The 12,892-nt window shown below is 56.4% G+C and carries 14 protein-coding genes; 8 read left to right on the top strand and 6 right to left on the bottom strand.

Features of this window, described 5'->3' with window-relative positions:
• Positions 1-37 precede the first annotated feature (37 nt).
• Positions 38-232 carry a YdiH family protein gene (locus DBY73_RS01625; protein ID WP_003857766.1) on the top strand — a complete coding sequence of 65 codons (195 nt, stop codon included), beginning with the start codon at positions 38-40 and terminating at the stop codon, positions 230-232.
• 45 nt (positions 233-277) lie between these two features.
• Here the strand turns inward: DBY73_RS01625 and DBY73_RS01630 are convergent, their stop codons facing one another.
• Entirely contained in the window at positions 278-907 is a 630-nt protein-coding gene (locus DBY73_RS01630) for a helix-turn-helix domain-containing protein (RefSeq protein ID WP_112009478.1), read from the bottom strand.
• A 67-nt stretch (positions 908-974) separates the two neighbouring features.
• Entirely contained in the window at positions 975-1,634 is a 660-nt protein-coding gene (locus DBY73_RS01635; RefSeq protein ID WP_112009479.1) for a helix-turn-helix domain-containing protein, read from the bottom strand.
• Positions 1,635-2,036: 402 nt separating this feature from the next.
• On the opposite strand from DBY73_RS01635, the gene DBY73_RS01640 reads away from it, so the two are divergent.
• From DBY73_RS01640 to fliB, 7 genes are all read left to right on the top strand, one after another.
• Entirely contained in the window at positions 2,037-2,558 is a 522-nt protein-coding gene (locus DBY73_RS01640; RefSeq protein ID WP_112009612.1) for a fimbrial protein, read from the top strand.
• A gap of 66 nt (positions 2,559-2,624) precedes the next feature.
• Positions 2,625-3,302, top strand: coding sequence for a molecular chaperone (locus DBY73_RS01645; RefSeq protein WP_112009480.1), 678 nt, complete (start codon positions 2,625-2,627; stop codon positions 3,300-3,302).
• A gap of 44 nt (positions 3,303-3,346) precedes the next feature.
• Positions 3,347-5,860, top strand: coding sequence for a fimbria/pilus outer membrane usher protein (locus DBY73_RS01650; RefSeq protein WP_112009481.1), 2,514 nt, complete (start codon positions 3,347-3,349; stop codon positions 5,858-5,860).
• Positions 5,861-5,870: 10 nt separating this feature from the next.
• Positions 5,871-6,818, top strand: a complete 948-nt coding sequence (locus DBY73_RS01655) for a fimbrial protein (protein ID WP_112009482.1) — start codon at positions 5,871-5,873, stop codon at positions 6,816-6,818.
• A gap of 11 nt (positions 6,819-6,829) precedes the next feature.
• The gene (locus DBY73_RS01660) at positions 6,830-7,342 is read left to right on the top strand and encodes a fimbrial protein (protein ID WP_146745733.1); all 513 of its coding nucleotides are present in this window, start codon (positions 6,830-6,832) and stop codon (positions 7,340-7,342) included.
• 30 nt (positions 7,343-7,372) lie between these two features.
• A complete protein-coding gene (locus tag DBY73_RS01665; protein WP_112009483.1) occupies positions 7,373-7,999 on the top strand; it encodes a helix-turn-helix transcriptional regulator in 627 nt (208 codons plus the stop codon).
• A gap of 87 nt (positions 8,000-8,086) precedes the next feature.
• Complete coding sequence (gene fliB / locus DBY73_RS01670) at positions 8,087-9,304, top strand: flagellin lysine-N-methylase (protein WP_112009484.1); 1,218 nt, start codon at positions 8,087-8,089, stop codon at positions 9,302-9,304.
• A gap of 36 nt (positions 9,305-9,340) precedes the next feature.
• Here fliB and fdhF read toward each other — a convergent pair whose 3' ends face one another.
• From fdhF to ycgZ, 4 genes are all read right to left on the bottom strand, one after another.
• Complete coding sequence (gene fdhF, locus DBY73_RS01675; RefSeq protein WP_112009485.1) at positions 9,341-11,491, bottom strand: formate dehydrogenase subunit alpha; 2,151 nt, start codon at positions 11,489-11,491, stop codon at positions 9,341-9,343.
• A gap of 191 nt (positions 11,492-11,682) precedes the next feature.
• Positions 11,683-11,961 carry a biofilm development regulator YmgB/AriR family protein gene (locus tag DBY73_RS01680; protein ID WP_112009486.1) on the bottom strand — a complete coding sequence of 93 codons (279 nt, stop codon included), beginning with the start codon at positions 11,959-11,961 and terminating at the stop codon, positions 11,683-11,685.
• A gap of 29 nt (positions 11,962-11,990) precedes the next feature.
• A complete protein-coding gene (locus tag DBY73_RS01685; protein WP_112009487.1) occupies positions 11,991-12,311 on the bottom strand; it encodes a hypothetical protein in 321 nt (106 codons plus the stop codon).
• Between the two features lie 10 nt (positions 12,312-12,321).
• Positions 12,322-12,561 (bottom strand): regulatory protein YcgZ, encoded by a 240-nt coding sequence (gene ycgZ, locus DBY73_RS01690; RefSeq protein ID WP_112009488.1) that lies wholly within the window; start codon positions 12,559-12,561, stop codon positions 12,322-12,324.
• Positions 12,562-12,892: the final 331 nt, after the last annotated feature.

Raw genomic sequence — 12,892 nt, forward strand, 5'->3', positions numbered from 1 at the left:
TATACTGGCGATGTTTTGTACTAACACCGAGGACATTATGGATACCGAAATAACCCCAACCCAGCTGGCCATTGAATATTTACGTCGCGACAAGAGCAACCTCTCTCCGGCTCAGTACCTGAAAAAGCTGAAACAGCTTGAGCTTGAGTTTACCGATCTGCTCGCGCTCTCTTCTAACGAGCTCAAAGAAGAGATTTACTTTGCCTGGCGGTTGGGCGTTCACGTCCATTGACCCTGAGAAAAAGGCCGCGTTTGCGGCCTTTTTTGTCTCTGACGTTCAGTATTTCGCGGGAAGCTTGTTTATCCTGATCAGCTTCCCTTCCTCAATGTCGATGAATCCCCCCGTCCGGAGATCGGCCAGGATGCGCATCACGCCGCTGCGCGAAAGCTGGGTTTTCTCTCTGATATAGCGCTCTGCCGTGATGCTGGCCCGGTAGTGTTCATCTTCGTCCATTAGCTTGAGCAGCTGCTGGCGAATCATCTCGTAAGCCGTTGGCGCGCCCTGGGGCATGATATTTTTATACAGCCGACTGTAGACGAACATCAGCTGCTTTGAGAAAAGCCCCCACAGCGATTTTTCATTGATGATCTCGTGTACGCGCTCTGCAGGGATCACGCCAATCGTGCAGGGCGTAACGGTTTTAAAATAATCGTCGAAATAAATATCCGTCAGGTTGGCGATGCCAAAAACGGCCGGCGCGCGGGCGGTGGACAGCATCATCGCATCGCTTCTGCGGTATACCGCAACCGTACCTTCCAGCAGTAAATAACACATTCCCTGGCCGTTAACCTGGAGATCGAGCTGTTCCCCGCGAGCGGTTTTGCGCGGCGTGCAGTAGGGCAGCAAATGGTTGATAAGCGCTTGCGCGTAGGGGGAACCGCGGTGAGGGTTTTCAGATGAAGACATCGTCGATAACCTAAAAAATGACCTCTTATATTATAGCGTTGCTCTCTTTTGCAGGCACGTCCTGCCGTCAGTATTTTCGTGGCAAATGGTGAATGTCCAGCAGCACGCCGCGCTCCATCGTGATGTACTTCCCGGTGCGCAGTTCGGCCAAAATTCGCATAATGCCGCTGCGCGAAAGGTAGGTTCGGCTTTTGATATACGCTGCCGCCGTAATATTGTTACGTATTGCCTCCGTTTCCTGCATCAGCTCAACAAGCTGAAAGCGAATGATGTCGTAGGCCGACATCTGCGATATTTGCGCGCAGTGCTCGTACACGCGCGAGGCGGTATAAATCAGCAGTTTCGAAAAATGCTCCCAGAGATCCTGCTGCGCAACGATGTGATTGAACGCCTCCAGCGGTACGCGGGCCAATTCTGACGTTTCGATGGCGCGAACGTAAAGATGCTCGGATGAGAATTGACTGCTGACGCCTAAAATAAAGGGGGCGGATTCTGAGTTTAATACAATGCCGTCGCCGCGGCGGTGAAGCGCCACGCTGCCCTGTAAAAGTAAAAAGCACTGGCGAACGTCGTCTCTATAATAATGCACCACCTCTCCCCGGCCGATCACCGCCCGCTCCGCGGAAGGCAAAATTCGTGAAATCAGCGTCTCAATATGCCCGAAGGGTTTTAATTCAAGTACCGATGAACCGGAACGGTTCGGCGGCGCGGCTAAGCGCGTATTCATAAGATACCTCACATTACAGGTGCGATCGTTTTTCGCATCGCATAAGGAATTATCTTAGAAATTAATCATTCGCGAAATGGTTTGCCAAAGTCTAAAAGTAGACCCGTCGTGGAATTGAATATAACTCGCTGAAAGTTATCGTGTTGTGATTGAGTCTATTAATAGACCTATGCGCATGGCCAATAATTTAATCAGAATTGAAATGTTGAGTTTTCGTTAAGCGGCAGTCTACAGCTAGACCCTAAATCAGTTGTCTTTGCGAAGGCGATTATATAAATTTTGACCAGTTGACGCGGTGACGCAATCTAAAATTATTCATAAAAGAATGAGCTTATCTTTCTTTTATCATTTTCTGCTGCGCGCTGATTACACATAAATAAAGAAATGGAGAGTTAAACAATGATGATAAATAAAGTTATTGCCGCAGCCGGACTGGCACTCACGACGTCCGCGGCAATGGGGGCCGCAGGAACCGTTAATTTTTCCGGGAATATTCTGGACTCCGCGTGCGACGTCGCGGTGGCTTCTCAGAATCAGGTGGTGGTGCTTGGGGATTACTATAAAAACGATTTTACCGCAGCCGGTTCCAGAACCGCCGCCACGCAGTTCGCCATTGTGCTGAAAAACTGCCCGGTCGCGGTAAGCACGGCCAAAGTGCGGTTTGACGGCACGCCGGACGCCAGCAACGCGAACCTGCTTGCCATTGACTCCTCCGTTCAGGGGGCCGCAACGGGCGTTGCCATTAACCTGATGACCGCCGATAAGGTCGATTTGCCTTTGCAGGGCAGCAATAGCTACGCCTATTCGCTGAGCAGCACGGCGGATAATACCCTCAACTTTTACGCGCAGTATATTTCAACGGCGCTATCGGTGACGGCGGGACCGGCTAATTCCGTAGCGAATTTTTCAGTTGTGTATAACTAAACGTAACGATTGGTGCCGCACGTGTTTCAACGGGGGCCTGACGTTACCTATTTTTAGAGAGGAATAATGAATCCAGGTAATAAAATCCTGTTGGCGGCTGCGGCTTTCATCACGTCGGTGTCGGTTGCTGATGCCGGGGTGATTATTGGCGGTACGCGGGTTATTTTTGCCGGCGCGAATAAAGAGGCAACGATCGACGTAAATAACGCCGATAAAACGCCGTATTTAATCCAGTCATGGGTCGATCTGCCGGAGGGGAAGGGGAATAAAGCCCCCTTTATCGTCACGCCGCCGCTGTACCGGCTCGACGCCGGGCAGAAAAATATCGAGCGGATTTTGCTGACGGGAACCCTGCCGCAAAATAAAGAAAGCCTGTTCTGGCTGAATATTAAATCGATACCGTCGGCGACGGCGCAGGTGAATACATTACAAATTGCCGTTAAAACGCGGATCAAGCTTATTTATCGTCCCTCAAGCCTGAGCGCCTCGACGCCCGAAGAGCAGGCAGACAGGCTGGTCTGGTCGCGCAGCGGCGATCGCCTTCAGGTGACGAACCCGTCGCAGTACGTGGTGAATTTTAACGAAATCAGCGTCGGCGGAATTAGGCTGGACGATGTCTCCTGGGTTCTGCCCGGCGCGGTGGCGACGTTCGCGCTGCCGCCGGGCAGCAGCAGCGGGCAGATTATTTTCAAGGTAATTAACGATTACGGTAGCCCCGGACCGGCGCATCAGGCCCGCCTGTAGCTTCAGGCCGCAGGGATCGAAGGCCACCGGTCAGGTTGAGAAAGATGGTAACGAAAAATGATACGCGGCAGCCCTCGCGACGGGCGATCTATATCGCCCTTGCGCTGGCCGCCGTTCCTGCCGCCTGGGGGCGCGAAACGTTTAACGCCGAGCTGGTCGAGCTGGACAATCCGGGGATGGGCAAGGCCGATTTATCCGCCTTTGAGTCGGGCTCTCAGGCGCCGGGAACATACCGCGTTGACATCATTCTTAACGATCGGCTGGTGGAAACCCGTGAGGTTGAATTTATTCAGGCCAGCGACGATCGGCTCCAGCCGTGCCTGAGCCTGGCGCAGCTTAACGCGTGGGGCGTTAAAACCGCGCTGTTTCCGGAAATGGCGAAGGGCAATGGGGCCTGCGCCAGCCTCCAGGCCATCCCTGACGCGCGCGCCGATTTTCAGTTTGGCGCGCAGCGGCTGGTCTTAAGCATTCCCCAGGCCGCGGTTGCGCTGCCTGCCCAGGGAGAGGTCTCGGCGGATCGTTGGGACGAGGGGATTACGGCAGCGATGCTGAACTATAGCCTGAACGGGGCTACAGGCTGGGCAAACGGCGGAGAGAGCGCCGGCAGCCAAAGCCAGTACGCCAACCTGCGTCCCGGCATCAACGTGGGGCCATGGCGGCTGCGCCATTACTCAACCTGGACGCGCGATGACGGCGGCCAGAGCGCATGGAATACGGTCTACAGCTATGCCCAGCGTGCCGTCATTCCGCTGCGGGCTCAGCTCACGCTCGGGGACAGCGCCGCCCCCTCGGACGTCTTTGACAGCGTGCCGTTTCGCGGCGTGCAGCTGGCCTCCGATGATGACATGCTGCCCGATTCGCAAAAAGGCTACGCGCCCGTCGTGCGCGGAATCGCCCGCACCAATGCCCAGGTTACCGTGCGGCAAAACGGCTATCAGATCTACCAGACGTTTGTCGCCCCGGGCGCGTTTGAAATTACGGATCTTTATGCCACCGGAGGCGCGGGGGATCTGGACGTTACCGTTCTCGAAGCCGACGGCAGCGAGCAGCGCTTCACGCTGCCGTACGCTTCGCTGCCGGTGCTTCAGCGGGAAGGCCGCGGGAAATATGCCTTCACGGGCGGGCAGTATCGGTCGTGGAACAGCAGCGTTGAGAGGACGCCGTTTGCGCAGGCTACGGGGATCTACGGCCTTCCGCAGGGCGTAACCGCCTACGGCGGCGCGCAGTCGTCGGGGCACTATCGGGCGCTCGCGCTCGGCCTCGGCAAAAACATGGGCGAGGCTGGCGCGCTCTCGGCAGACGTCACCCAGGGCTGGTCGGCACTACCCGACGGCGGAAAATCTGGCGGCCAGTCCTGGCGCGTTCGCTTTAGCAAAACCGAGGCGGCGAGCGGAACGCAGCTGACCGTAGCGGGCTATCGCTTTTCTTCACGCGGCTATTACAGCATGCAGGAGGTTCTGGATGCGTACGGCGACGGCAGCGCCCCGCAGGCGGCGCGCAAAAACCGCGTGGAAGTGTCGATCGGCCAGCCCCTGGGCGAGGCGTCAGGCGCGCTGATGCTCAGCGCGGCGCGGGAAGATTACTGGGGTTCCGCCGGGTCTACGGCATCGTACAGCCTCGGCTATAACAACGCCTGGCGCGGCATGAGCTACGGACTGTCCTGGACCTACAGCCAGCGCGCCAGCGCGGGTGCGCAAGGGCAACAGCCGCAGGGCGACAGCGATCGGCTGCTGGCTTTTAACCTCAGCGTGCCGCTGGATACATTCTTACCGCAGGCGTGGGCCAGCTACGGCCTGAGCGCCAGCAGGCATAACGGCGCGACGCACAGCGTTGGCTTAAACGGCGTGGCGCTGGAGAACAGGGCGTTCAGCTGGAACGCACAGCAGGGCTACGGCACGCGCGGCGCGGGCGCGACGGGGAATCTCGGCGGCGATTATAAGGGCACTTACGGTGATGCCTCGGCGGGCTACGGCTACGACAAAAATGGCCAGCGTCTGAACTACGGCCTGCAGGGCGGCGTTCTGCTTCACGAGGATGGCGTGACCTTTTCGCAGCCGCTGGGCGAGACCAACGCGCTGGTGAAAGCGCCCGGCGCGCACGACGTCGATATTCGCAACCAGCCCGGCGTCAGAACGGATTATCGAGGGTATACGACCGTCAGCAATCTGTCGAACTACCGGAAAAACGAACTCTCGCTCGCGCCGGAAACGATGCCGGGCGACGTAGAGCTGGAGGTGACGACCCGGACGGTGATACCGACGCGCGGCGCCGTGGTGAAGGCCGAGTATCTGGCAAAAGTCGGACATCGGGCGCTGATGAGCATTATTCACCGCGGCCAGTTTGTGCCTTTTGGCGCCATCGCTGCGCAGATAAAGGGGGAAGGGAATAGCGGCATCGTTGGCGACAACGGCCAGGTGTATCTCGCCGGCCTTGAGGCACAGGGCACGTTGTTCGTGACGTGGGGGGAGAAGGCGGGGCAGCAGTGCCGCGCGCCGTACGCCCTGCCAGAGCGATCTCTTCTTGCGGATATAGCAGAAATTAACGTCAATTGCGTTTAAGGCATTCAGTATGAAAACACTATTTTTGAGCGTCCTGCTGTGCGTCGCGTCGGGGTGGCATTCCGCGCGCGCCGGAACCTGCAGCACGATTTTGCCTCAGGAGTCCACGCTGTCCGTCGGGACCCTGACGGTCCAGCGGGACGTGCCCGTCGGCACGGTTATTTTTTCGCGCGCGGCGACGTCCACGAAATCGTACATGACCGATTGCACAAGCCCTTTGACGCTCGGCTTTAGCATGCGCTACCTCAGCGCGACGCCGAGCGCGTACGGCAATCACGTCTACAGCACCAACATCGCCGGGATAGGAATTCGTTTTTCATCCGGTAATTATTTTGAAAACCCGGCCTATACGTTCTCCTACAGCCCGCAAACCTCTTACGTTGAATGGTGGGGTGGAAAAATTGAGCTGGTGGTCACCGGACCGGTTACCTCCGGGGCGCTTACGCCCGGCGTAGTGGGCGTGGTGACGCTTCAGGGCAGCGACGGCATTTTTCGCGATGCCCTGACGACCCGGATAACCGACGGCGTCGTCAACGTGGTGGCCTGCACGATAACGACGCCTGGCCTGACGTTTCCGATAGGCGATATTTCGGCCTCTACGTTCGGCTCAGCGGTCGGCACTACGCCTGCCGGTACGCAGAATACGCAGGATCTCGGGCTGAACTGCGATGCGGGTGCAAACGTGAACGTCACGCTGAGCGGCATTCAAAACCCGGATATCGCTAACGGCAGCGTGCTGGCCCTGACCGGACAAGGCGCGGACGGCGTCGCAAAGGGCGTGGGGGTCCAGCTGTTATATAACGGTACGCCGCTGGCGATGAACGCGCGGCTCGCGCTAAAGCCCGCCGCTGGCGGGCAGGAATCCTTTCCGTTGACGGCGCGCTATTACCAGACCCGCGCGTCGGTGGAGCCGGGTTCTGCCAACGCGTCCGCAACGTTAAATCTGACCTACCAGTAGCCGGAGACGCGATGAAGTACCGGATTATTTTGACCGCGATGGCGGCACTGATGAGCGCGAGCGCGATGTGTGCGGACGGCGTGAACGTTAGCGTAACGGGGAATATCGTGGCTTCTCCCTGCCTCTTTAACGGTGGCAGTTCAGCTGTGAACGTTGATCTTGGCGATATCCAGGCCGCGAACCTGGCGACGCCGGGCTCAACGTCCGCACCGGTCCTCTTTAGCCTGTCGTTTAGCCAGTGCCCGGTGGGAACCCGCAGCGTGACGGTAGCCTTTACCGGCACGCCCGATCCCGCCGCGGGCAACGACTATTACGCCAACGGCGGAACCGCCCGCAACGTGGCGATTGCGATGATCGACGCGGCAAGCGGTGAGCGTAAGGGAACAGGTTCAGCCGTGTCCCACTCTGTGTCTGCAGACCGAACGGTGATGATGCCGATGAAAGCGATGGTCTCGTCAGCGGCGGGAGGCGCCACGGCGGGTTCGATTAGCGCGGTGGTGATGCTAACCCTGCAATACAACTGAGCGTCGTGCGAAGAGATTCAGGAAGAAAATATGCTCAACATCGTCATTAACGAACCTGACGTGCTGTTTAGACAGGGACTTACGTACCTGTTGGCCGACTTCTTTGCGCAAAAGGACAGGCCAGAAATTCGCATTGATGTGCATTCCTCGCCTGCGGGCATTCTGCTGGCGGATATGCTGGTGCTTTCCCTCGCGCCCGGCGAATGCTTCACCTGCTTTACGCCCTCTTTGGCAGGCCGAAAGGGGGTTGCAATCGGCCTCGTTGACGCGTGCCCTGAATGGGACGCGCTGCCTTCCTGCTTTGAGGATATGCTTTTTATAGCGCGCCGCGCACCGCTGATGCAGATGCGGTTGACGCTGGAAAAGGCATGGGCAAGACGCCTGCTGCACGACGCTTATCGTCGTCCGTCCTCCTGCGCCGACTGTCAATACAGAGGGCTTACGCCTCAGCAGGTCAGGGTGATGCAGGAGCTTCATCAGGGGCTGTCGATCGCCGACACCGCGCAGCGGTTGGGAATCGCCGTTAAAACAGTATTTTCCCATAAGTATGCGGTCATGGAGAAATACAGGCTGCGCAGCGACTACGAGTTGACGTTATTTTTACATCGAATGGCGGAAAAGCGCAGCGGCTTCAGCGCCCACAGCCTGATTCCATGAATAGCGAAACGGAGTGTCTGGTTATGCGCCTATAAGTAAACGCGAGGGCCGTGTTAATTTTTGATTTTTATACGTGACTCTTCAACGATGCAAATTCATAAAACCACAACACCGATTTTCGTGAGTAAGTTTCAGTGCGTTGGCTCGGAATGCTTAATTTCCTGCTGCCGCGGCTGGACAATCAGTATTGATAAGAAAACCCATCAGAAGTATGTCTTTTCCGCACATCCGGAAATAGCAGCAATCGCAAAAGATAACCTAATCCTTCAGCGTAAAGGCAAAAGTAATTATTCCAGAATCAGGCTGGACGAAAAGGGTAATTGTCCTTTTATCGATGAGAATAAGCTGTGCATGGTGCACCGGGATTTAGGCGAAGCGGCGCTATCGCCGACCTGCGCGACCTACCCGCGATTATCGTCACGCTATCAGGACGAAACGCGAAAAAATATGACGCTTTCCTGTCCGGAAGTGGTGCGGCGCGTGCTGTTTGACCCTGAGGCGATGCTGCTGCAGGAGCAGGATGAGCTGCTGGCGGTGTATAAAACCAACCTTATCGGCCAGCGTCAGTCTGTACCGCAGGCTAATCAGGTGATCCATCTTATGGCCTGGAATCTGATTCAATCGCCTTCAAAGGGCATAGAAGAAAACCTGATGGCGCTGGCGCAGCTAATCCTGATGCTGCAGCACGTTAGCTTTGACCTGCACGGCCAGTACGAGCAGGTTGAGCAATTTTATGAGGGGCTGCTTCGGGAATTGCAGAGCGGAAAATCGCTGCTGGATGCAAATAGCGTTGCGCGCTCAAGCACGATGAAATACCTCGCCTTATCTATTCTGGGCACCAACGTGGCCCGCGATTCGGCCCGGGATGGCTTCGTTCTGGAAGGGCACCGGCAAATTGCGCGGTATCTGGATGTGAGCAGCCTGGCCGACCCGGAGGAGATTGACGAGAAGTTCGTCGGCATTAACCAGCAGTGGCAGACGCTGTGTGAGGATTCCTGTATTTCAGAACCGCACGTGCTGCGCAACTATCTGCTCTACAAACTGTATAGCGGCTATTTCCCCGGCATAGAGACGGCAACCATCATGCGGCAGTTCTACCGCATCGTCCTCGATTTCTTCTATTTAAAAACGTTCCTGAGCGTCAAATCCATGCACGACGAGCTTGAACAGCAGACGGTGATGAAAACCATTGCCAGCTTCTCGGAAAAGACCCTGCACAACCAGACCATCGACGCGCGAATGGATTTTGCGATCGATAAAATCAACGGCGGTGACGATCTTACCTGCCTGCTGCTGATTGGCTAAAACGCGAAGAGGCCCGCAGCGCGAGCCTCTTTTTTATCAGACGTTTGCCGCGTCAAGCAGGCGCGTCTTCATATTCTGATAGGCCGCGGCGGCAAAATCCTCCGCCCAGCGCTGATCGTCAATCGCCTCGAGCCGTACCGCGCAGTATTTCGTTTCCGGCGTTTTGGATACCGGGTCGAGATTATCCTGCGTCAGCTCGTTGCAGGCGCCAATCCACCACTGACAGGTCATGTAGACCGCCCCGACGTTGATGCGCTCGCTGACGCTGGCGCGGGTAATGACTTTCCCCCTGCGCGAACGGACCCACACCAGCTCGCCGTCGGTAATGCCGAGGTTGTCCGCATCGACAGGGTTTAGCTGCACCCGTCCCGGCTCGTCGGCCAGGCTTTGCAGCGCCGCGCAGTTGCCGGTCATCGAGCGGCAGGAGTAGTGTCCGACCTCGCGCACCGTGCAAAGCACCAGCGGATAGTCCGCGTCCGGGACTTCCGCAGGCGCGCGCCACTCGGCGGCAAAAAGCTGCCCCTTGCCGCTTGCGGTATCGAAGCGGTTGTCTTTGTACAGATAGGGCGTACCGGGATGATCGAGGGTAGGGCATGGCCACTGGACGTGGCCCATTTCGCCCATTTTCTCGTAGGTCACGCCGTAGAACAGCGGGCACAGCTCGCGCATTTCATCCCAGATTTGCCGTTCGGAGTCGTAGCGCATCGGATAGCCCATTTCAGTGGCGAGCAGGCTGATAATGTCCCAGTCGCGCTTGACGTTGCCGCGGGCGTCGATGGCTTTACCGAAGCGCTGGAAGCCGCGGTCGGCGCAGGTAAATACGCCGCCGTGTTCGCCCCAGGAGGTGGCGGGAAGCAGCACGTCCGCCACCTCGGCCGTTTTGGTCATAAAGATGTCCTGAACCACCACAAAATCGAGCGCGTCGAAGCCGCGGCGAACCAGGCCTAAATCCGCTTCGGTCTGAAGTGGGTCTTCCCCCATGATGTAATAGGCCTTGATTTTGCCTTCAAGGGCAAGGTGCGGGACTTCGGTGATGCGGGTACCGACGCTAGCGTCCATCTTGTCGGGATCAATCCCCCAGGCATCGGCAAATTTCTGCCTGACGGCGGGGTCGGTCACCGCCTGATAGCCGGGGAACATGTTGGGCAGGACGCCCATGTCGCAGGCCCCCTGAACGTTGTTCTGCCCGCGCACCGGGCCAACGCCGACCGCCGGACGGCCCAGGTTGCCGGTGAGCAGCGCCAGGCTGGAAAGCCCTTTCACCACGTCGACGGCCTGACCAAACTGGGTGACGCCCATCCCCCACATGACGGTTGCCGACGGGGCGGCGGCAAAGGTGCGCATGGCCTGGCGTATCTCCTGGGCCGGTACGCCCGTCAGGTGCTCCACGCGCTCCGGCGGGTAGTTCTCGACGGTTTTTCGGTAGGCATCCAGCCCCTGCGTAAAGCGCGCCACGTAGTTTTTGTCGTACAGCTCCTCTTCCAGCAGCACATAGCCAAAGGAGTTGACCAGAGCCATATTGCTGCCGTTTTTCAGCTGAAGGTGCTGGTCGGCGATGCGGGCCGTTTCAATGCGCCGCGGATCGCAGACGATAATTTTTGCGCCATTCTCACGCGCTTTCAGCACGCGCCTGGCAACGATGGGGTGTGAATCCGCGCAGTTGTAGCCAAAGACCAGCAGGCATTTCGAGTTTTCAATGTCGCTAATGGCGTTGCTCATTGCGCCGTTGCCGAGCGTCTCCTGCAGCCCGGCAACCGAAGGCCCGTGGCAGACGCGCGCGCAGCAGTCGACGTTGTTAGTGTGCAGCACCGCGCGGGCAAATTTTTGCATCACGTAGTTGGTTTCGTTCCCTGTTCCGCGTGAAGAGCCGGTGGTCATGATGGCGCGGGGGCCGAACTCCGACCTAATGCCGCTCAGCCTGTGGGCGGTATAGCGAATGGCCTCTTCCCAGGTGACTGGCGTAAAGGCGTCGCCCTTACGATAGCGGATCATCGGCTGCGTCAGGCGAGGGGTAAGCAGGCGAGTGTCGTTTAAGAAGTCCCAGCCGTAAAATCCTTTCAGGCAAAGCGTGCCCTGGTTGGTGACGCCGTCTGCCGCTTCGGCGCGGATGATACGGTTATTTTCAACGACAAGATTGAGCTTGCAGCCTGCGCCGCAGTAGGGGCAGACGGTGGCGATTTTTTTCATCAATAACAGACCTGTTAATAAATGAAGCGATGTTTAACTGGAGCATTCCAGTCCCGTACCCGGCTAAAGCAGGATCCGTGCCACATCGTAGCATCTTGATTATCAGGAGGTTATTGCGAGCAAAGTCGTGTCATCGTCAACAGGTTCGTCATATGTGACGATGACACGTCAGGAAGGGGAGTACAGCCGGGTTAAAGATCGTCCATGGTGTAGCCCACAACAATCTCAAGCGTTTTGCGGATAACATCGGCCCGAACAACGTCGTGCGTGCCTTCAAGCGTCTGGATCAGCCACAGAATAATGGCCTTATTGGTGATATGCCCTTCAGTGGCCTGGATACAGCGTACTGCCGTAGAGAAAATAGCGGACTCTTCAGCAAAACGATCGCCTGCGTGACGGAAATACTCCGACAAAGGGCTTTCATGAAATGCCGATGTGTACTCGGGTTGAATCTGAATATTCTGTCTCATTTATTCTCACCGTAGCTGTTAGGTTGTAGTCAATGTATTTTCTTTGGATCGGACGGTTTTCCTTTACCAAATAAGGGCACTACATTGTCTTCCGTTATCCGAAGAGATCCCTCTCCGTGAGTCCTTCCCTGTGCGGTGCGGCGATGTTTAAACGCGGCACGGTTTTCGCCTACGTCGGCAATAACGCGCGCTATGGCTTCCCGCCGCCCGGGATCTTTTTCATGCGTCTTCATGCTCCATAGACGCTCGATTAACGTGCCTGTCGTGAGCGGCCCGCGCTCTTTCAGTAGCGAAAGAACGGCTTCTCCGATAAGCGAGTCAATCAGCTTGTCTACGTCACTGCTTTTCATAACGGCGTTTTTATCGTTCGAAGAGCAGGCCAAGCAGCATGTGGTAATGCTGTTCCTCTTCCGGACTGGAGGCCTTTTCGAGGCGGCTTAACAATTTCGTACAGAGCGATTTTCGGTTGAGATTTCGCCCGTCGCTCAGAATTTCTACTACCACCTGGCCCAGCGTTTCCTGCTGGGTTGGAAGCGCTGCCTTTTCGAAATACTGCGCAATCGCTGCGGCGGAATCTCCGGCATAACCGTTCTGGTACATGTTTCGCTCCTGTTAAGGTCCGTAATCAGTAACGTTACATTTAAGGTATACACTTTTTTCAAATCTGTACATTTAAAATGTACAATTTTTTAATAAATTGTCATATTTTCTTATAAAGGCGTTTTTATACAACACGTTATGCATGCTGTTTTTTATCGGTCAAGGTTGGGATATATTGTACAAGCTTCAGCTGCAGGAGAGAGTTGTACAAAGGATAATGAAGGGGCTGAAATGACGATAAATCATTGAGATGTAAATTATTTGTTAGGCAATTAATATGCTATAACAGAATGTAACCCACACGTTTTATCGTCCACACCTAACCCCAGGA

This window comes from Enterobacter sp. RIT418 (assembly GCF_003057745.1).
GTDB lineage: Bacteria > Pseudomonadota > Gammaproteobacteria > Enterobacterales > Enterobacteriaceae > Enterobacter.

Coding starts and splice junctions, on each gene's coding strand:
- DBY73_RS01625 (WP_003857766.1), top strand. CDS start 38: ATGGATACCGAAATAACCCCAACCCAGCTGGCCATTGAATATTTACGT.
- DBY73_RS01630 (WP_112009478.1), bottom strand. CDS start 907: ATGTCTTCATCTGAAAACCCTCACCGCGGTTCCCCCTACGCGCAAGCG.
- DBY73_RS01635 (WP_112009479.1), bottom strand. CDS start 1,634: ATGAATACGCGCTTAGCCGCGCCGCCGAACCGTTCCGGTTCATCGGTA.
- DBY73_RS01640 (WP_112009612.1), top strand. CDS start 2,037: ATGATAAATAAAGTTATTGCCGCAGCCGGACTGGCACTCACGACGTCC.
- DBY73_RS01645 (WP_112009480.1), top strand. CDS start 2,625: ATGAATCCAGGTAATAAAATCCTGTTGGCGGCTGCGGCTTTCATCACG.
- DBY73_RS01650 (WP_112009481.1), top strand. CDS start 3,347: ATGGTAACGAAAAATGATACGCGGCAGCCCTCGCGACGGGCGATCTAT.
- DBY73_RS01655 (WP_112009482.1), top strand. CDS start 5,871: ATGAAAACACTATTTTTGAGCGTCCTGCTGTGCGTCGCGTCGGGGTGG.
- DBY73_RS01660 (WP_146745733.1), top strand. CDS start 6,830: ATGAAGTACCGGATTATTTTGACCGCGATGGCGGCACTGATGAGCGCG.
- DBY73_RS01665 (WP_112009483.1), top strand. CDS start 7,373: ATGCTCAACATCGTCATTAACGAACCTGACGTGCTGTTTAGACAGGGA.
- fliB (WP_112009484.1), top strand. CDS start 8,087: ATGCAAATTCATAAAACCACAACACCGATTTTCGTGAGTAAGTTTCAG.
- fdhF (WP_112009485.1), bottom strand. CDS start 11,491: ATGAAAAAAATCGCCACCGTCTGCCCCTACTGCGGCGCAGGCTGCAAG.
- DBY73_RS01680 (WP_112009486.1), bottom strand. CDS start 11,961: ATGAGACAGAATATTCAGATTCAACCCGAGTACACATCGGCATTTCAT.
- DBY73_RS01685 (WP_112009487.1), bottom strand. CDS start 12,311: ATGAAAAGCAGTGACGTAGACAAGCTGATTGACTCGCTTATCGGAGAA.
- ycgZ (WP_112009488.1), bottom strand. CDS start 12,561: ATGTACCAGAACGGTTATGCCGGAGATTCCGCCGCAGCGATTGCGCAG.